This window comes from Pantoea sp. USHLN256 (assembly GCF_037149875.1).
GTDB lineage: Bacteria > Pseudomonadota > Gammaproteobacteria > Enterobacterales > Enterobacteriaceae > Pantoea > Pantoea nemavictus.
The window spans coordinates 1,015,973-1,034,857 of the sequence record NZ_JBBCQO010000001.1 but is presented as its reverse complement, the minus strand read 5'-3'; the positions used below and the strand labels follow the sequence as shown (position 1 = coordinate 1,034,857).

Genomic DNA, 18,885 nt, shown 5'->3' with positions numbered 1-18,885 from the left:
TTCTGGCTGCATTTTTGTTCAAGCTTGAATGTGTGGAGAGACAGATGGACAACTCACAAACCAGTACGCTTAGTACCGTTGAAACAGCGGCTAAGGGCTGGCGCAAGAGTGATACCGTGTGGATGTTGGGTCTATACGGTACGGCGATTGGTGCGGGTGTACTTTTCTTACCGATCAATGCCGGTGCAGGCGGACTGGTCCCGCTGATTATCATGGCGATTCTTGCCTTCCCCATGACCTATTACGCGCACCGTGCGCTGACGCGCTTTGTGCTCTCCGGGAAAAATCCCGGTGAAGACATTACCGAAGTGGTGGAAGAGCACTTTGGTGTGGGTGCCGGCAAGATCATCACCTTGCTCTACTTCTTTGCCATCTATCCCATCCTCTTGATGTACAGCGTGGCGATCACCAACACCGTCGATAGTTTTATCGTGCACCAGTTGGGCCTGGTTTCGCCGCCGCGCGCATTGCTGTCGCTGATTTTGATTATTGGCATGATGACGGTGGTGCGCTTTGGCGAGCAGATGATTGTCAAAGCGATGAGCGTGCTGGTGTTCCCGTTTGTCGCGGTGCTGATGCTGTTGGCGGCTTATCTCGTGCCGCATTGGCATGGCGCGGCGCTGGAAACCTTGTCACTGAGCCAGAGCGTGAGCGGTCACGGCATCTTAATGACGCTGTGGCTGGCGATCCCGGTGATGGTCTTCTCCTTTAACCACTCGCCGATCATCTCGTCATTTGCGGTTGCCAAGCGCGATGAATATGGCGCGGGCGCTGAGAAAAAGTGTTCACGTATTCTCGCCAACGCGCATTTGCTGATGGTTGTGACGGTGATGTTTTTCGTGTTCAGCTGCGTGCTGAGTCTCTCGCCAGCCGATTTGCAGGCGGCGAAAGATCAGAACATCACCATTCTCTCCTATTTAGCCAACCACTTTAATGTGCCGATGATTGCCTGGATGGGACCGATTGTGGCGATGGTGGCGATCACTAAATCATTCCTCGGCCACTATCTTGGCGCGCGTGAAGGTTTCAACGGCATCGTGGTGAAATCCCTGCGCAGCCGCGGAAAAACCGTGACGCCGCAGCGCCTGAATCGACTGACTACCGGCTTTATGCTGCTGACAACCTGGCTGGTGGCGACGCTGAATCCGAGCATTCTGGGGATGATTGAAACGCTGGGCGGGCCGATCATTGCGATGATTCTGTTCCTGATGCCGATGTACGCCATTCAGAGAGTGCCGGCGATGCGTCAGTACAGCGGTAAGATCAGTAACGTATTTGTGGTGATGATTGGCGTGCTGGCGATTTCTTCTATCGCCTATTCATTGGTGAATTAATCATCGTCATCAACAAGGTGCGCATTAATGCGCACCTTACGATTTTGTAGGGTCGCCATTTATGGCGACCTGGCAAACATTACACCGCAGCCGTTTTAAACACGCTCATTGATTGTGCCAGGCGATCCGCCTGTTCCTGCAACGCCTGCGAAGCCGCTGAGGCTTCCTGCACCAACGCGGCGTTCTGCTGCGTTACTGCTTCCATCTGCGTAATCGCCGAATTAATCTCGCTAATTCCGCTGCTCTGTTCGCTGCTGGCGATGGTGATTTCGCTCATGATATCCGCCACGCTTTTCACGCTATTGACCACTTCGCCAATGGTGGAACCCGCGTGCGTCACCAGACGGCTGCCTTCGTCGACCTGCGCCACCGAATCCTCAATCAACACCTTGATTTCTTTCGCTGCAGAAGCCGAACGTGCCGCCAGATTGCGCACTTCGGTTGCCACCACGGCAAAACCGCGGCCCTGTTCGCCGGCGCGCGCTGCCTCAACGGCCGCATTAAGAGACAGAATATTGGTTTGGAAGGCAATGGAGTCGATCACGCTGATAATATCGACGATCTTCTTTGATGAGAGCGTAATGGCTTCCATCTTCTCGATCACCTGCTCCATCACCACGCCGCCCTGTTTCGCCACGTTAGAGGTATTAGCGACCAACTGATTGGCTTCACGCGCATTCTCGGCGTTATGTTTGACGGTGGCGGTCATCTGCTCCATCGCCGATGCGGTCTCTTCCAGCGAGCTGGCTTGCTGTTCGGTACGGGAAGAGAGATCGATGTTGCCACTGGAGATCTGATTCGATGCCACGGCGATGGTATCGGAGCCCGCGCGCACATCGGAAACGATGGTCAGCAGATTGTCATTCATCGCCTGCAGCGCCTGCATCAGCACGGCGGTTTCATCTTTGCCAGTGATCTCAATGTGCGAACTCAGGTCGCCCGCGGCCACTTTCCCGGCGATTTCCACCGCTTCGTTGAGTGGGCGCACAATTGAGCGCGTCAGCATAAAGCCCAGCACGATGGCCGCCGCAATGGCGATAGCGGAGAAGATCAGCGTCATTTCAATCGCCGATGAGCCGTTATCGATAATTTTGGCGCCTTCCTGCTCCAGCTGTTGTGACTGTGAGTCGGCAAACGCCACGGCGCTCGCGAGGAAAGCATTTTGCGTATCGGTAATGGATTTCAGCACAAAGGTGCTGGCCGCTTCGGCATCGCCAGCACGCACCAGCGCAATCAGCTGGTTTTTTTCCGCTTCAAACTTGTCACTGGCGGCAAGCAGTCCGGCAATTTTCTTTTTACCCACCTCAGTCACCTGCAGCGCTTTGATTTTATTCATCGCGTTATTGGTATGTTCGGTGGCTTCCGCTAATTGCTGGTAGCGCTTCTCGTTATATTGCGGACGCGTGGTATCAATCACGATGCCGCGCAGATATTTAATTTGATCGTTAACGCCATCGCGCACGTCAAAGCCCAGGCGCACTTTTACATAACGATCTTCCACGATCGACGTGATGCCGGTTTTGATGTTGTTAATTTTGGTAATGGATGTCACGCCAACAATCACCAGCAGTGCCACCACTAAACCAAAGGCGATGCCCAGACGGACGCCGACCTTCATATTCTTTAAGCTCAACATTGGATCTCCCCGTAATGCCAAAAATTGATGTTATCAAGACGGAAAAGCAGGCAAGACGCCCGCAGCAGGTTGATGTTTTTTAAGGTGAAAAAAGTTACGCAGCGTGACAAAACTGGTATGGCAGCACCGGCGCAAGCGCTATCAGTTATCGGTTGTTAATGTTTTAACTTTAATTTTTTAGAGGTGCGTCACAGTTTGGTGAATGGCGATGACGTTGATTTTTGGCTGGGCGGGGAGAGGTGTATCTGGTCGCCATGAATGGCGATTCTACGATGGCGATTCGTAGGGTGCGCATTTCTGCGCACCGGGATAACGATGTCATTAACGCGGTTTTTTCAGTACGCCGTGAATCACGCTGGAGAGTTCGTTAATTTCGAATTTCGCCACGTAACCATCGGCACCGACTTTGCGCACGTGATCTTCGTTGGCGCTGCCGGAGAGCGATGAGTGGATCACCACCGGAATCTGGCGCAGGTTGTTATCGCGCTTGATATTGCGCGTCAGGGTAAAGCCGTCCATCTCCGGCATTTCCAGATCGGTCAGCACCAGCGCGATCTTGTCGTGAATCGACTCGCCGTTGGCTGCGGCTTCTTTCTGCATCTCGTTAATCTTGATCCAGGCTTCCAGACCGGTGTTGTGCATGATGGCCGGAATGCCCATGCTCTTCAGGCCCTGTTCCAGCAGCTGACGCGCGACTTTAGAATCTTCCGCCACAATCGCCACCTGGCCCGGCTTCAGATTGAAGTCTTTGGCGGTTTCTGCGCTTGGCTCAACGCCGCGCACCGAGGGAATGATGTCATACAGAATCTGCTCAACGTCCAGCACCATCGCCAGATTGTTACTCTGGCCGTCGGTATCGAGGCAGGCGATGCTGGTAATATTGCGGCTACCGATGCCCGCTTCCGCGGTATGTACCTGGCTCCAGTCGAGACGCACAATGTTCTCCACCGACTCCACCGCAAACGCCTGCGTACTGCGCGCATATTCGGTTACCAGCAGCAGATTAAGGCCGGTTTCCGGTTTGCAGCCGGTGACGGCGGGCAGATCGATAACCGGAATAAACTGTCCGCGAATGCTCGCCATGCCAAGCAGCGGCGATTGCATACCGGCAGCGCGGGTGATGGTCGGCATCGGCACGATTTCACGCAGTTTAAACACGTTGATGCCGTAGAGCTCAGATTTGCCTTTCAGCTGATCGGAACCCAGGCGGAACAACAGCAGTTCGAATTTATTGGAAAGCGCAAGGTTAGCGCGTTCATCGATCTCTTTCTGAAAATTATCCATCATGGCCTCGGGGCAGATCTGGGCTGGGAAAAGGGCAGGGCAAAATCGCCATGATTAACTTATCGGCAGCAGAGAAAAAAAATGAAGGGAGATAACGGAAATTTTAGCGTGAGAGCGATCGCCCTCACGCGAGAGTCGATTACTTCAGCAGGATGGCGCGTACGCTTTTGCCTTTGATCTTGCCCTCTTTCAGCTTGATCAGGGCTTTCTTCGCCTGCGCGGCGTCGATGGCGACGTAAGCGTGCGTGGCCGTCATATCGATCTTGCCGATCTGGTCGCCACTGAAACCGGCTTCACCGGTCAGCGCGCCGAGGATATCGCCCGGACGGATTTTGGCTTTGCGGCCGCCATCAATGCACAGCGTCATTTTGGTCGCCGGCAGCGACTTCGCGCTGGTGCCTTTCAGCGTGCTGGAGGAGACCCAGTTGAGCTTCTGCTGCAGATACTCTTCCAGCGCATTGGCGCGCACCATTTCGTCTGGGGCGACAAAGCTCACCGCCAGACCTTTCTCACCGGCGCGACCGGTACGGCCGATGCGGTGGATGTGCACTTCCGGATCCCACGCCAGCTGAAAGTTCACCACCAGCGCCAGCGATTTGATATCCAGGCCGCGCGCCGCCACATCGGTGGCGATCAACACGCGGATGCTGCCGTTGGCGAAGCGAATCAGCACGCGCTCGCGATCGCGTTGTTCCAGATCGCCATGCAGGGCTAACGCACTGATATCCCGTTCGTTCAGCGCGGCGGCCACGTCGTCACATTCGCGTTTGGTGTTGCAGAACACCACGCAGGAGGCCGGTTGCTGCTGGCTGAGCAGGGCACCGAGCAGGCTGTGACGCTCTTTGGCGCTGGCTTCAATAAACTGCTGCTCGATGGTCGGTAATTCAGTTTTATCTTCGGTGGCAACCGCCAGCGCATCACGCTGAAAACGCTGGCTGAGGCTGGCGATGGTGTCCGGCCAGGTAGCAGAGAACAGCAGCGTCTGGCGCGTCTCTGGCGTAAAGCCAATGATTGCTTCCATATCGTCGCGGAAGCCCATCTCCAGCATGCGATCCGCTTCATCCAGCACCAGCGTTTGCAGCTGGCTAAGATCGAGGTTGTCGCGCTTGAGGTGATCGAGCAAACGACCCGGCGTGCCGACCACGATGTGCGGTGCATGCACCAGTGAATCTCGCTGCGCGCTCATCGGTTGGCCACCGCACAGCGTCAGAATTTTGATATTGCGGGTAAAGCGCGCCAGCTGGCGCAGCACATTGCTGACCTGATCGGCCAGTTCGCGCGTTGGGCACAGAATCAGCGCCTGCGTATGGAACTGGCTGTTATCAATACGGTTCAGCAAACCCACGCCAAACGCGGCGGTTTTGCCACTGCCGGTTTTTGCCTGCGCACGCACGTCGCGCCCTTCCAGAATAGCGGGCAGGGATGCGGCCTGAATCGGCGTCATGGCGTCGAAACCCATCTCGCGCAGGTTATCGAGTTGGCTGGCAGGCAGTTGCGTCAGGGTAGAAAAAGCAGTCACGGGAATGTCTCTAATTGCGGGTAGGATTGCGGCGGTCAGTCTGGCAGAAAGGGCCGGGATCGGCAATGGCAAAAGCGTGGTTGGTTTAGGCGTGAAATCAGTTAGCAATGCGATCGTTTTGTTCATTTTATCAGCGAGAACTATCGCATAGTTCTAATGCTTTTCCGGTTGCTTTTACGCTAGCGCGTTGCGGGAAAAACAGACATCTTTAATGAAAAGGTGGGATTACCCTTGATAAATAAGCCTTATCGCATCTTTTCGTCGCCTTTTAGCGGGGGTAACGCTTATGTGTCGCTCCGGTTGGGTAAAATTCTGATTAAAAAACACCGTCGATTTGCTTTATATTTAGCGCGCCATTTGGCTAATTATAAAGTACCCGAAATAATTCATGATGCAGGAAGGCGGCAAACGAGAGCAGCCAAGGCACCTGCAGCGTGAAGGAGGAAGGGTAAATTCAGAGGTCATTTCATTGAGTCATCATGTCCAGGGACAAAACGAAGACATTCTGAAGATCGTCGGCCGCGCCGTGTTAACGCTGCATCTGCATGGGGAAACTTTGTCATCGGATAAAGTCAGCTCCATGATTGCCTGTTACGCGGAAGAAGAGCCTGTCAGCGACGATGAAAACCAGCGGCTGTATGCGCTGGCGATTCAGATGCTTTCGTAAATCCAGCACTCATCGGGTGTGCGCATGCCGCCCTTTTTATGTCGTACGTAAAGCCTCCTTGCGGAGGCTTTTTTGTTTATGGCGTCAATATGATTCGCGCATTGAGTGGGACGGTCGCCATAAATGGCGATCCTACAACAGCGGAGGGTGCGCATTCATGCGCACCTGAGAACATCAGGCGCTGAACACCGGCAATCCGCGGTGGAAGGTAGCGCGTACCGGGGAAATGCGCGCCACGGCTTCGGCGGAACAGCTGGCCTCAACCAGCATCATGCTGGCTTCATCCGCCACCTGCGGCCATTGGCGCTCGCCCTGATTCGATAGCGGTAAAATGCCGCCGGTGGCGATATGCAGCGCACGGCTTAAACCAAACTCATCGGAACCGCGATACAGCTGCGCGTACAGATTGGCTTTTTCCAGCATGCTGCCGGTGCCAAACGGCGACCAGTGATCGATCACGCTATCGGTCCCGGTCATCACCGTGATGCCCGCCGCTTGCAGCTGCGGCAGTGGCATGGTCAGTTTGCCAATCGGAATGGTCGAGGCCACGCTCATCTGCTGCTCCGCCATGCCGGCAATCATCTGATCCAGCGCCTTGCCTTCCAGCGTAGCGAGCGCAAAGCCGTGGCTCAGCGTCACTTTACCTTTCAGCTGTGGATTTTTTGCAATGGTATCAACCATGTACTGAATCGCCGCCACGCCAGCGGGCGAGGTTTCATGCAGGTGGATATCCACGCCGCGCTGGAAATCGATAGCGATCTGGAACATGGCATCCAGCGACGCCTGCATCGCGCCATCCACGTTGGTCGGATCGAGTCCGCCAACGAACTCCACGCCCATTTGCATCGCTTCACGCATCAAACCATCGACTTTCGAGTGCAGCAAACCGTGCTGCGGGAACGCGACAATTTCACAGGGAAATTCCGGGTGATCGGCCAGCGCCAGCTTCAGATGCTCAAGACTTTTCAGGCCGCTAACCGGATCGATATTGCAGTGGCTGCGCGCTTCGGTGGTGCCTTTACTGTGCAACAGGCCAATGATCGCTGCAGCACGCGCCTGCGAGGTCGGCAGCAGCTGCGGGATCAGCACCTGCTCACGCGCAATCATATCCATGATGGTTTTGCCCTGACGCGGACGCGGCGCTTGCCACGGGCCACCATAGAAGGTTTTGTCGAGATGAATGTGCATATCGCGGGTGCGGGGCAGCAGCAGGGCGCCGTTGGCATCCCACTGCGTGAGCGCGGCATTGCGCGCTTTGCCAGCAGCATCAATTGCAGCGAAAGCGCCATCTCTGATCGTGATGTCGTACAGCGCGGTGCGCGTAGCGATGATTTCACTGCCGTCGCGCTCAAAGCCCTCTTCGAGACGCACGTTAAGCAGTTGGTAGTGGGCGACGCGCGGCGGTGGCGTGTGCGGTTGCGTGCTGTTTGACAGCAGCGGAGAGGCTTGTCCGGCATAGCTCATACCGGCTGCCATCAGGCTGCCAGCAGCGGTCAGGCTAAGAAATTCGCGACGGCTGGGAGAAGTGAGTTGCATCAGAGGTTCCATCAAATGAGAAACGCTTAATCTGGCAAAACCTGACGCGGCGCGCTGCGATATTTTCCACTGATGAGCAGTGGAAAAATCACTGCCACTGCAACTGGCAAAACGTCACGAGCGCGGCGGCCAGCGCCTGCTGCAACGCATCCTGCGGCGTACGACAAAACAGCGCCAGTTCAAAATGGCTGATGCTCGGCAACCCGTCGGCTTCGCTTAGTACGCGATGCTCCGGCAGGCGGCAGCTGGCGGGCAGCAGCGTCACACCTAATCCGGCGGCGCTGGCGCTGGCAAGGGCCACTAAACTGGCGCTGCTATAGCTGATGCGCCAGCTGCGGCCGAGGCTATCCAGCGTCTGCGCCATCTCTTCGCGGTACAAACCGAGCTGTGGAAACACCACCAACGGCACCGGCGTTTGCTCAAAGCAGGGATGGGCGGCACTATCCAGCCACAGCAGCGGCTCCGGACGTGAAGCCAGCGGGCGCTCGCCGCCGGGCTGTTTAATCAGCAGGATATCCAGCTCTTCGCGCTGCCATGCGCGATGCAGATCGACATACATGCCGCTCATCACGTCAAGGCGCAGCTGCGGGTGTTCGCGGCTGAATTCCGCCAGCAAACCGGCGGTCGGCGCGGCGAAATCTTCCGGCACGCCGAGGCGTAAAACGCCGTCACGCCATTTGTCGCTCAGCACGTCGTGTGCTTCGCCGTTCAGCGCGATAATACGGCGCGCATAGCCGAGCAGTTTTTCGCCCTCTTCGGTTAACGCGACCTGATGCGAAGTGCGCTCCAGCAGCGCTTTGCCAATCATCTCTTCCAGCCGACGTACCTGCTGGCTGACGGTAGATTGCGACAGATGCACGCGATCGGCGGCGCGCGTAAAGCTGGCGGTTTCGCATACCGCGACGAAGCTCAGCAGCTGCTGCGGGGTGAACATCGGCTGACGATTCATTATTCCACTGGTCACTATGGTGTTATTTCATTTCCAAATAGTAACCACTGCTGCGATGCTGGCAACTCTTTTACAGCAGGATTGTGTATGAATCGACATTATAACGGACTAACACTCGGCGCTTTGGTGCTGGCTGGGCTGAATATGCGTCCGTTTCTCACTTCTATTAGTCCATTACTCGGCCAGCTGCGCCAGGCGATGGGACTCTCTTCACTGGCGGCCTCGCTGCTTCCCGCGGTACCGATGGTGATGATGGGCGCGGTGGCGCTGCTAAGCGCTTCATTGATGCAACGCGTGCCGCTGCAACGCTTGCTGCTGGCCGGATTAATGCTGCTACTGCTGGCGCTGGCCGCGCGCGGCATTATCCATGACGGCAGCTGGCTGGTGGTGAGTGCTCTCTTTGGCGGCCTTGGCGTGGGCGTGGTGCAGATGGCGATGCCAGGCTTGATTCGTCAGCGGTTTGCCCAGCGCAGCGCGGCAGTGACCGGACTGTGGGCGGGTGCGCTCATGGGCGGTGGCGGCTTGGGCGCCGCACTGTCACCGTGGCTGAGCGAGCATTATGGTTGGTCGCTGGCGTTGACCGGCTGGACGCTGCCGGTGCTGCTGGCGATTGGCCTGTGGCTCTACGTGCGCGTGCCGACTGCCGCAAGCACGAAAAACATTGCGCTGCCGTCGCTGTGGCGCAAACCGCGTGCCTGGACGCTGGCGCTGAGTTTTGGCCTGGTGAACGGCGGTTATGCCACCTGTGTCGCCTGGCTACCGGATGCTTATCAGCAACTGGGCTGGTCAGCGCAGGCCGGCGGTTCGCTGCTGGGCGTGATGATTCTGTGCCAGGTGGCGGGCGCGCTGCTGATGCCGCTGCTGGCGCGCAAGGCCGATCGCCGTCCGCAGCTGATTATTAGCCTGGTTTGTCAGTTGATCGGCATGAGCGGTTTTCTGCTGGCACCGCAGTTGGCACCGTGGCTGTGGGCGGCGATTGCCGGTTTTGGCCTCGGCGCGGCGTTCCCATTGGCGATGGTGCTGGCGCTCGACCATCTGCCCCATCCGCAGGCCGGTGCGCGGCTGGTGGCGTTCATGCAGGGCGCGGGGTTTATCATCGCTGGCAGCATGCCGTTTATCGCCGGTCAGCTGCAGGCGTTGACCCACACTTTTAGCAGCGTCTGGCTAATGCAAGCGGCGGTGACCGTCGGGCTAATCGTGCTTAATCTGCGCTTTCATCCTCACAGCTACCGTCGCGCCTTTGGTCAGACATCGGTGTGATTGGTCCTACCAAATGAGTGAAATTGCACCGCATTATCACATAACGGGAAAAATCACGCGCCTTTCGTTGCGTTGAGTTAACAATGCATTAACTATCTGGAACCTGAAATCCCGACCAAACGAATATTGGTCCTACCAATGGTGGAGGGTTCCATGAATGATAACTCGCCGCGCTTAGCGGATACGCTGCGCGCGCGGCTCTGCACGTGGATCAGTGAACATCAGCTGGAGCCGGGCATGCGTTTGCCCTCCGAACGCGCGCTGGCGGCGGAATTTGGTGCCTCACGTTCATCGCTGCGTGAGGCAATTCAGCAGTTGATCAGCAGCGGCGTGCTCGTTAGCAAACGCGGAGGCGGCACCTGGTTACGCCAGCCGCAGGCGCCGTGGTCGGAACAGCGTATCGTTGAGCCGATTCGTCAGCTGCTGGCCGCCGATCCCGACTATCGCTATGACATCCTGGAAGCGCGTCATGCCATTGAGGCCAGCACCGCCTGGCACGCGGCGTTACGCGCCACCGAATCCGATAAAGAGCGGTTGCGCTACGCCTTCGATGCGCTGTTGAAGATGAACGAGAGCGACGATCCCGATCTCGCGGCGCAGGCCGATCTGCGCTTCCATCTCGCCATCGCCGAAGCCTCGCACAATGTGGTGTTGCTGCAAACCATGCGCGGCTTCTTCGATCTGCTGCAATCCTCGGTGCTGCACAGCCGCCAGCGCATGTATACCCATCCGGTGATTTTCAATCGCTTGCACGAACAGCATCAGGCGATGTTTGAGGCGGTGATGAGCGGTGACGCGGAAGCGGCGCGCCAGGCGGCGATGGATCACCTCGGCTTCGTGCATACCACCATGAAAACCCTGCATGAAGATGAAGCGCGTCAGGCGCGGATTACGCGTCTGCCGGGCCACGATTTACCTCAGCATAAGGAAAACAACGGATGATCATCTCTGCTGCCAGTGACTATCGCGCCGCGGCGCAACGCATCTTGCCGCCGTTCTTGTTTCATTATCTGGATGGCGGCGCCTATGCCGAGCACACGCTGAAGCGCAATGTCGCCGATCTCTCCGACGTGGCGCTGCGCCAGCGCGTGCTGAAAAACATGTCGGAATTGAGTCTTGAGACAAAGTTGTTCAACGAAACCTTATCGATGCCGGTCGCGCTGGCACCGGTGGGCTTGTGCGGCATGTACGCGCGCCGCGGTGAAGTGCAGGCGGCACGCGCAGCGGCACTGAAAGGCATTCCGTTTACGCTCTCTACCGTGTCGGTTTGCCCGATAGAAGAAGTTGCGCCGGCAATTAATCGCCCCATGTGGTTCCAGCTCTACGTGCTGCGCGATCGCGGCTTTATGCGCAATGCGCTGGAGCGCGCCAAGGCTGCCGGTTGCACCACGCTGGTGTTCACCGTCGATATGCCAACGCCGGGCGCGCGTTATCGCGATGCGCATTCGGGCATGAGCGGCCCGAATGCGGCACTGCGCCGTTATTGGCAGGCGGCAACACATCCACAATGGGCATGGGATGTCGGGCTACATGGCCGTCCGCACGATCTCGGCAATATCTCCACCTATCTTGGCAAACCGACCGGGCTGGAAGATTACATTGGCTGGCTGGCGAACAACTTCGATCCCTCCATTTCATGGCAGGATCTGGAGTGGATTCGCGAATTCTGGGATGGCCCGATGGTGATCAAAGGCATTCTCGATGCGGAAGATGCGCGTGATGCGGTGCGGTTTGGCGCCGATGGCATTGTGGTATCCAATCACGGCGGTCGTCAGCTGGATGGCGTGCTCTCCTCGGCGCGTGCGTTACCGGCGATTGCCGATGCGGTAAAAGGCGATATCACCATTCTGGCCGACAGCGGTATTCGTAGCGGTTTGGATGTGGTGCGCATGATCGCGCTCGGCGCCGACAGCGTGCTGCTGGGGCGCGCGTTTGTCTATGCGCTGGCCACGCACGGCCAGCGCGGCGTCGAGAACCTGCTCAATCTGATTGAGAAAGAGATGAAAGTGGCGATGACGCTGACCGGTGCGAAATCCATTAAAGAGATTACTCAGGCTTCGCTGGTGCAGGCCAATGCGCTGCTGAGCGAGGCAGGATTAAGCCCGGCACGTCCACGCGTGGTGAGCTGAGAAAAGCAAAATCAGTCACGTTGTCTATACTCATTACCTGTCGAACTAAACAGGAGGAATGACATGACCATTCATAAGAAAGGATCGGCCCATTGGGAAGGCGACATTAAAGGCAAAGGAACGGTAAGCACTGAAAGCGGTGTGTTGAGCAATCAACCATACGGTTTCAATACCCGTTTTGAAGGGCAGAAAGGCACCAACCCGGAAGAGCTGATTGGTGCAGCACATGCTGCTTGCTTCTCCATGGCGTTGTCGCTGATGTTGGGCAATGAAGGGCATAAAGCGACCAGCATCGATACCACTGCGGATGTGTCGCTGGATAAAAAGGGCGACGGTTTTGCCATCACCAAAATCGCGCTGACCAGCGCCATTGTGCTGCCAGGCATTGATGATGCCAGGTTCGATGAGATTATCCAGAAAGCCAAAGCGGGCTGCCCGGTGTCTCAGGTACTGAACGCTGAAATCACGCTCGACTACACGCTGAATAAATAATCGCCCTATTGGGTGACCAGCGTTAGAATTAACGGTGCGCCTGAGGGCGCATCGTTGCTTTCTGTCGTCTGGAGGATGCGTGGCAAAAAAACTGGCTGCAACTAAACACTGGAAAATGATTGTGGTGCTGTTGTGCATCTGCGGTGCGCTAATGCTGATTCGCTGGGCTGCGATGATATGGGGATGAAGGACTGGATTGGCAGTCACAAGCTCGGCGTGCTGGTGATGGTGATTTTGGTACTGGAGTTACTGCATTATCTGCTCACGGCGTCATGGTTGCCGTGGCAGCTTGGCTAATCAATCAGGCGTATTCGCCATCGGTATGACGAACGTTACGCACACTGCTGCGCGCAATGCGATAGGCCTTGCGCGGATCGCCCGCCACGAACTCAAACGTGGGCGAGAAGTAGAACGGCAGCCAGCCGCCGAAGCCGCTTTCCCACTCCCAGCGCACGGGGCAGGGCCACAGGATGCCATCATACAAAATGTAGTAAACCCAGCGTCCGTTTGGACGACGGGGGCGAGATGTTTTCATTGGATTCACAACGATAATAGTGAAAAGCAGCTTATATTTTGAACGCTACAACCCATTCTTGCAATGCCGTCTGGCTGTTTTTTGCGCGACTGTAATAAAACTGGCACCGAATTAACGGTGCACTTCGCCACAAAGTAAGACCACGTTTGGCCGGACTTTATGGATGCGATCGGCCATCTGCTCACAGGCCACTTTGGTCGGATAGATGCGCTCCGAAACCGGCAAGGCGTCACAGGCATCATGCCCACACGCGCTCACTAACAAAACAAAACCAATCAGCATAATCAGACTCCTTTAACACCTTCTCGCTGGTACGGAATGTGTGGCTGGTCGTTCCCTTTTTTGATCCAGTATAGCTAAACGCGTCGGGAGTCAATTATCACCCTGAGCGGCTTTCTTGTCCGGTCGGCAAGATTATACGCTGCGCGGCGCGCATCCGTAGCGTAATCTGGGCTAAACTGTGCGGCCCTGATAAAAACGATGAGTGAGTTAACCATGTCGAACGAAATTGCCCATCCGGCCAGCAGCCCAAAACAAGCCGCCCTGCAGCTGGTGATTGAACTGGTCCGTGCAGGAAAGCTGAGCCCGCTGCACGGCGATGCTTCCAATATGATCTCTATCTACGAGCAGTTTAAAAACCATTTCGAAGCGGAAAAAGAGTAGCTCTTGCGCCTGCGGTCGCCATCATTGGCGGCCCTACGCTAGCTCATCCGTATGGGTGCGATCGTACTCTTCCTGCGCACGCTCCAGTGATGGACCATGTTCCAGCGCCCAATCATACAGGGCGATAAACGGCTGCTGCAGCGTCTGCGCCAGCGGCGTCAGGCTGTATTCCACACCGATTGGCGCCGTGTTCAACACTTCACGATTCACCAGCCCATTGCGCTCCAGCCGCTTTAACGCATCCGCCAACGCTTTGTGGGTGATGCCGTCCAGCCGACGACGAATCTCGTTGAAACGCGACGGCTTAGTACAGAGCACGGTGAGAATTAAAATCGACCATTTATTGGTGATGTGCTCCAGCACCGGACGAGTTTTTCCTACATCTCTCAAGCTGTTACCGTCGATCTCTGCCATGGCGATATACTCCGCGATATCTGGTATAAACAAAGTGCGTAATTGTTATTAAGTATAAAATATATACCATCTGTTTTCTACCCAAACAGGAGAGTGCAGATGAGCAGACTGGAAAACAAAGTAGCGGTGGTGCTGGGCGGTGCGAAGGGGATTGGACTGGCAATTAGTCAGCGGTTTGCCCGCGAAGGCGCCACGACCTGGTTTACATCGCGTCGTGATGAAGAATTACAGGCCGCCAGCAGCACCATTACCGGCAATGCGCACCCGTTGCGTGCCGATGTGAGCCAGCAGAGTGAACTGATCCGTGTTATTGAGACGATTAAGCGTGAGTCCGACCAGATTGATGTGCTGGTGATTAACGCCGGAATGGCCGAGTACGCCACCATTGATGAGATTGGCGCGGAGCATTTCGACCAGATCTTCGGCCTCAACGTGCGCTCGCCGGTGTTTGCGCTGCAGGCGGCGCTGCCGCTGCTGAAGCCCGGCGCCAGCGTGGTGCTGATAGGGTCGATCGCTGATGTCATTGGCACCCAAGGGTATGGCGTTTACAGCGCCAGCAAAGCCGCGCTGCGCTCCTTTGCCCGCACCTGGACGCGCGAGCTTTCGGCGCGCGGCATCCGCATTAATGTGGTGGCGCCGGGCCCGATCGATACCGAGATGATGCAGGCGGCGTCCGAAGAGGTGCGCATTGGCATCACCAGCACCATTCCGCTCAGTCGCATGGGCCAGCCGGAAGAGGTGGCCAACGTGGCGCTGTTCCTCGCCAGCGATGAGAGCAGCTACATTGCCGGTGCCGAGATTTGTGTGGATGGCGGGCTGACGCAGGTGTGAGGGAATTGAGGCAACTCAACGGCCATCGCAGGATGGCTGTTTTTTGGGTATCAGGCGAAATACCAGGCGGGCAGGATAGCGATCAGGTTATTTAGCGTATGCAGGAAAATTGGCAGCGCCAGGCTGTTACTGCGTAGGCGTGCATAACACAGCAGCAGTGAAAACAGCGTTAACGCAACCAGCGTTTCCCAATGCACATATTGGGTATGCATGGCGGCGAACAGCAGAGAAGTGAGCAGCATGCAGGCAAAGCGGCTTCGCGGCGCCCACAGCAGAAAACCTTGCAGCAGGAATCCCCGGAACAACACCTCTTCAAACACCGGCGCCAGTAATACCGCAGTGAGCAGCAGAATCAGCATTGAGCTGCGTCCCTGCTGCGACTGGGCGATCAGCCAGCCTTCCGGCTGCAAAAACTGAGTCTGCGCCACCATCAAAGCGAACAGCAGGCCGATAAACAGCAGCCCCTGCATCGGGCGCACAAATCCAAGCGGAATATCACTACGACGCTGGCAGTAAAAGCGGTATAGCGGATAGATCACTGCAAACTCTACCAGGCAGAGCACCGGCATCAGCAAGCCATTGGTGCGCAGCATCCCATAATTGGGAAACAGCGTAACCAGCATGGTCACGAGGTAATAGACCACAAAGCTACCCACGTAAAACAGCGTTAACGTAACTTTGTCGGATTGGGTGTCCATAGGCGACTCAGCGAGCAGAGGAGAGCGCATAGTAGCAACGCCGATCACCGCTGTCGAGGTGGTGTGCTGCACATTTGCGCTGCTCAAATATTCCACCAGCAAGACTAAATCTGCGGCGCGCCGGGCCGATAACCGATCAAACCCTTACAGGGTGGAGATGTGCGCCGTGTTCGTCATCATCCGCCTTTTTTGCTGCCTGTATTCTACGAGCATTACGCATGAATTCTGAGTTTCACCGTCACGCGGGCCTGGCCGCCAGGGCTAATATGGAAGCACACACGGTTAAGGTGACGCGGCGCAGCCTACGCACCTTATCCTCGCTGCTGTTTGGCGTGCTGCTGCTGTCGGTGATGATGGTGCTGGTTATCGCGCATCGCCAAAACCGCGACTCCATTCAGCAGGACGCCAATCTAATGCGTCAGGCGTGGCAGCAGCAACAGCAGGAGATGATTGTCGATGCGCGTGATTACGCTAACTGGGGCGAAGGCTGGAAAAACCTGCATCTGACGGTCAATAAAGTCTGGGCGTGGGACGAAGAGAACTTTGGTCCTGGGCTTTATAATGAGTATCACTACGACGGCGTGTTTGTGGTCGATGGCAGCGGGAAAACCCGCTATGCGGTGATTCGCGGTAAATTATCTGATGCTTCTCTCGAGAGTTGGTTAGGCGGGCAAAGTTCGCTGTTGCTGAACACGGCGCGCACGCAACGCGATGGTATCGCGCGCAATGCGATCGTTGAGAATAACCCGGCGATTATCGTCGCCGCGCCAATTACACCGGGCAAAGTGCCCGATCTTCCTACTATTGCTGGCCCCGCGTCGGTGATGATTTTCGTCAATATTTTTACCCCGGATAAACTGCAAGCGTTAGGCAAATCTCTTAACGTGATTGAACCGCGCATTGCCAGCGGTTTAAACGATGCCCTGTTTGAGCCACGTCTGGTTGAACCGGTGCTGCAGGGCGAATCATTGGTACTGCGCTGGAAGCCGAAAGATCCCGGATTTGGCGTGATCTGGATGATGATGCCGCTGTTGCTGTTTACGGCGCTGGCCGTGACGCTGGTGACGCGCCGCGTGATCCGTCACGCGTTACACAACGCGGTCATTTCCGATCGTCGTTTTGAAATGCTGGCTGTCAGCCAAAGTGAACTCGCTGATAGCGAAGAACGTTTTCGCGATTTGGCGGAAGCGGCATCGGACTGGATTTGGGAGATCGACGACCAGGGCCGCTTGCGCTATCTCTCGTCACGCTTTACTGCGGTTACTGGCCATCAGGTAAAGAGTTGGATGGGACGCTCACTTGATCAACTCATCAGCCATCCCAGCCATTCGTTGGTGTCATGGTTGATGCATCAAGAGGAAGAAGTGCAGCGCGTGCCGTTGCGCTGCCAGTTTATGTCGGCCAGCGGTGAACGGCGCATTGGGCAATTAATGGCGAAAACAATTCGTCGTAATGGCCTGCGTGCCGGTTTCCGCGGCACGGTTTCAGATATCACTCATGAAGTGGATGCCGAAGCGCGAATTCAATTCCTGTCACGTCACGATATGCTGACGGGATTGGCCAATCGCGTTCAGCTGCAGGAGTATTTGACCACTTATCTGGAGAGCGTTAGCGAAGAGGATCCGCTGTTTGTCATCAGCTTTGACCTCGATGAGTTCAAACCGATTAACGATACCTGGGGCCACTCGGTGGGCGATGCGGTGCTGAATGAGATCTCACAGCGGTTGAAAAATCTGCTGGCGCCGAATGAGCTGGCGGCCCGGCTTGGCGGCGATGCCTTTATTCTGCTGCTGCGCGAAACTACCCGTGCTGGCGTTGAGTACCGCTGTCGTGCATTGCAACGCACCGTTCATCAACCGATTATCAGCGGATCGCATCAGATCAATTTAACCGCCAGCATGGGTATCGTCTCTGCGCCGCAAGATGCAGCACAACCGGAAGCGCTATTGCGACTGGCAGACATCGCGCTCAGCCAGGCACGCAGTGCCGGGCGCAATCAATGGATGTGGTATTCCAGCGATATGGCAAATCACCTGCAATCGAAGCGTGACATGGCACAGGCAATAGAAGCGGCATTGAAAAATAAAGCTTTTTCACTGCACTATCAGCCGCGCTATCAGCTGCAGAGCGGAAAGCTGGCTGGCGCGGAAGCGCTGATTCGCTGGCAGCTGGAAGATGGTCAATGGATCACGCCGGATCGCTTTATTCCGTTGGCGGAAGAAAAAGGATTAATAACTGCGATTAGCGATTGGGTGCTGATGCGTGCCTGCCTCGATGCCTACCATTGGGGTGAACAACGTTACGTCTCAGTTAACATTTCACCGGTTGAGTTCCGAGCCAACGATCTGGTGCAGCGCGTGGCGCATGCACTGCGTATCAGCGGATTACCCGCCACGCGGCTGGAACTGGAGATTACCGAAAACGTCACCTTCGAGAATCCGGATCGCGCGCTGGAGATCATGCAAGGTTTACGTGCGCTTGGCGTGCGGCTAACGGTGGATGATTTTGGCACCGGCTATGCGGCATTGGGTTATCTGAAAACCTTTCCGTTCAATGGGCTGAAAATCGATCGCTCCTGGATGAAGGAGTTCCCGGAATCGCAGCAGGCGCAATCAGTGGTGGCGGGGATTGTTGGATTGGCGCGCGCGTTTGCACTCACCATCACGGCAGAAGGCATTGAAACTGAAGCGCAGTTAAAAGCGCTCAAAGCGCTCTCTTGCGAAGAAGGGCAGGGATATTTTCTGGGACGGCCTATGCCGTTAGCCGCGTTTAATGCCCGGCTCAGGGAAGAAGTTTTAATCAATTAATGTTGCACATCGTAGCTACCGTCTTGAACGTCAACCGGTAGCTACAAATGTGCCTTACGACTAACGCACTCTAATGGCAACAAAAGTCATCAGCGCGGCGAAGCCGACAAAAATAACCAGTTCCATAATCG

The 18,885-nt window shown here is 56.2% G+C and carries 19 protein-coding genes; 10 read left to right on the top strand and 9 right to left on the bottom strand.

Annotated features, from left to right (window positions below; genetic code table 11):
• The first annotated feature begins 44 nt into the window (after window positions 1–44).
• Window positions 45–1,334, top strand: a complete 1,290-nt coding sequence (locus tag WFL93_RS04930) for an HAAAP family serine/threonine permease (protein WP_007887104.1) — start codon at window positions 45–47, stop codon at window positions 1,332–1,334.
• 79 nt (window positions 1,335–1,413) lie between these two features.
• Here WFL93_RS04930 and WFL93_RS04925 read toward each other — a convergent pair whose 3' ends face one another.
• The 3 genes from WFL93_RS04925 to dbpA form a co-directional block, all read right to left on the bottom strand.
• Window positions 1,414–2,970, bottom strand: a complete 1,557-nt coding sequence (locus tag WFL93_RS04925; RefSeq protein ID WP_007887102.1) for a methyl-accepting chemotaxis protein — start codon at window positions 2,968–2,970, stop codon at window positions 1,414–1,416.
• 321 nt (window positions 2,971–3,291) lie between these two features.
• Window positions 3,292–4,254: a chemotaxis protein gene (locus WFL93_RS04920; RefSeq protein WP_007887101.1), complete on the bottom strand. Its 963-nt coding sequence runs from the start codon at window positions 4,252–4,254 to the stop codon at window positions 3,292–3,294.
• 139 nt (window positions 4,255–4,393) lie between these two features.
• The gene (gene dbpA / locus WFL93_RS04915; RefSeq protein WP_008105991.1) at window positions 4,394–5,773 is read right to left on the bottom strand and encodes an ATP-dependent RNA helicase DbpA; all 1,380 of its coding nucleotides are present in this window, start codon (window positions 5,771–5,773) and stop codon (window positions 4,394–4,396) included.
• 388 nt (window positions 5,774–6,161) lie between these two features.
• On the opposite strand from dbpA, the gene WFL93_RS04910 reads away from it, so the two are divergent.
• Window positions 6,162–6,440, top strand: a complete 279-nt coding sequence (locus WFL93_RS04910; RefSeq protein WP_336777369.1) for a hypothetical protein — start codon at window positions 6,162–6,164, stop codon at window positions 6,438–6,440.
• A 174-nt stretch (window positions 6,441–6,614) separates the two neighbouring features.
• Here the strand turns inward: WFL93_RS04910 and WFL93_RS04905 are convergent, their stop codons facing one another.
• On the bottom strand, window positions 6,615–7,976 hold the full coding sequence (locus WFL93_RS04905) for an amidohydrolase family protein (RefSeq protein ID WP_336777368.1): 1,362 nt from the start codon (window positions 7,974–7,976) through the stop codon (window positions 6,615–6,617).
• A gap of 88 nt (window positions 7,977–8,064) precedes the next feature.
• Window positions 8,065–8,925, bottom strand: coding sequence for a LysR substrate-binding domain-containing protein (locus WFL93_RS04900; protein WP_007887097.1), 861 nt, complete (start codon window positions 8,923–8,925; stop codon window positions 8,065–8,067).
• 87 nt (window positions 8,926–9,012) lie between these two features.
• Here WFL93_RS04900 and WFL93_RS04895 point away from each other — a divergent pair, with 87 nt between their 5' ends.
• The 5 genes from WFL93_RS04895 (at window position 9,013) to yniD (ending at window position 12,993) form a co-directional block, all read left to right on the top strand.
• Window positions 9,013–10,185 (top strand): cyanate transporter, encoded by a 1,173-nt coding sequence (locus tag WFL93_RS04895; RefSeq protein WP_336777367.1) that lies wholly within the window; start codon window positions 9,013–9,015, stop codon window positions 10,183–10,185.
• Window positions 10,186–10,338: 153 nt separating this feature from the next.
• Complete coding sequence (gene lldR / locus WFL93_RS04890; RefSeq protein WP_336777366.1) at window positions 10,339–11,127, top strand: transcriptional regulator LldR; 789 nt, start codon at window positions 10,339–10,341, stop codon at window positions 11,125–11,127.
• Window positions 11,124–12,314 carry an FMN-dependent L-lactate dehydrogenase LldD gene (lldD, locus tag WFL93_RS04885; RefSeq protein WP_336777365.1) on the top strand — a complete coding sequence of 397 codons (1,191 nt, stop codon included), beginning with the start codon at window positions 11,124–11,126 and terminating at the stop codon, window positions 12,312–12,314. The genes lldR and lldD overlap by 4 nt, the downstream gene beginning before the upstream one ends.
• Before the next feature lie 63 nt (window positions 12,315–12,377).
• On the top strand, window positions 12,378–12,806 hold the full coding sequence (locus WFL93_RS04880; RefSeq protein ID WP_049850782.1) for an OsmC family protein: 429 nt from the start codon (window positions 12,378–12,380) through the stop codon (window positions 12,804–12,806).
• A gap of 79 nt (window positions 12,807–12,885) precedes the next feature.
• Window positions 12,886–12,993, top strand: a complete 108-nt coding sequence (gene yniD / locus WFL93_RS04875) for a small membrane protein YniD (protein ID WP_021507251.1) — start codon at window positions 12,886–12,888, stop codon at window positions 12,991–12,993.
• Window positions 12,994–13,107: 114 nt separating this feature from the next.
• Here the strand turns inward: yniD and WFL93_RS04870 are convergent, their stop codons facing one another.
• Both WFL93_RS04870 and WFL93_RS04865 read right to left on the bottom strand, forming a co-directional pair.
• Complete coding sequence (locus WFL93_RS04870; RefSeq protein WP_007887092.1) at window positions 13,108–13,341, bottom strand: hypothetical protein; 234 nt, start codon at window positions 13,339–13,341, stop codon at window positions 13,108–13,110.
• 111 nt (window positions 13,342–13,452) lie between these two features.
• A complete protein-coding gene (locus WFL93_RS04865) occupies window positions 13,453–13,623 on the bottom strand; it encodes a hypothetical protein (protein WP_007887091.1) in 171 nt (56 codons plus the stop codon).
• Window positions 13,624–13,821: 198 nt separating this feature from the next.
• Here WFL93_RS04865 and WFL93_RS04860 point away from each other — a divergent pair, with 198 nt between their 5' ends.
• The gene (locus WFL93_RS04860) at window positions 13,822–14,004 is read left to right on the top strand and encodes a hypothetical protein (protein ID WP_036620354.1); all 183 of its coding nucleotides are present in this window, start codon (window positions 13,822–13,824) and stop codon (window positions 14,002–14,004) included.
• A 33-nt stretch (window positions 14,005–14,037) separates the two neighbouring features.
• Here WFL93_RS04860 and WFL93_RS04855 read toward each other — a convergent pair whose 3' ends face one another.
• Window positions 14,038–14,418, bottom strand: coding sequence for a winged helix-turn-helix transcriptional regulator (locus WFL93_RS04855; RefSeq protein ID WP_336777364.1), 381 nt, complete (start codon window positions 14,416–14,418; stop codon window positions 14,038–14,040).
• Window positions 14,419–14,517: 99 nt separating this feature from the next.
• On the opposite strand from WFL93_RS04855, the gene WFL93_RS04850 reads away from it, so the two are divergent.
• Window positions 14,518–15,249, top strand: coding sequence for an SDR family NAD(P)-dependent oxidoreductase (locus tag WFL93_RS04850; RefSeq protein ID WP_007887085.1), 732 nt, complete (start codon window positions 14,518–14,520; stop codon window positions 15,247–15,249).
• A gap of 50 nt (window positions 15,250–15,299) precedes the next feature.
• On the opposite strand, the gene WFL93_RS04845 is transcribed toward WFL93_RS04850, so the two are convergent.
• Window positions 15,300–15,947, bottom strand: coding sequence for a CPBP family intramembrane glutamic endopeptidase (locus WFL93_RS04845; RefSeq protein WP_049851201.1), 648 nt, complete (start codon window positions 15,945–15,947; stop codon window positions 15,300–15,302).
• Window positions 15,948–16,165: 218 nt separating this feature from the next.
• On the opposite strand from WFL93_RS04845, the gene WFL93_RS04840 reads away from it, so the two are divergent.
• Window positions 16,166–18,754, top strand: coding sequence for a bifunctional diguanylate cyclase/phosphodiesterase (locus tag WFL93_RS04840; RefSeq protein ID WP_336777363.1), 2,589 nt, complete (start codon window positions 16,166–16,168; stop codon window positions 18,752–18,754).
• Window positions 18,755–18,885 lie beyond the last annotated feature (131 nt).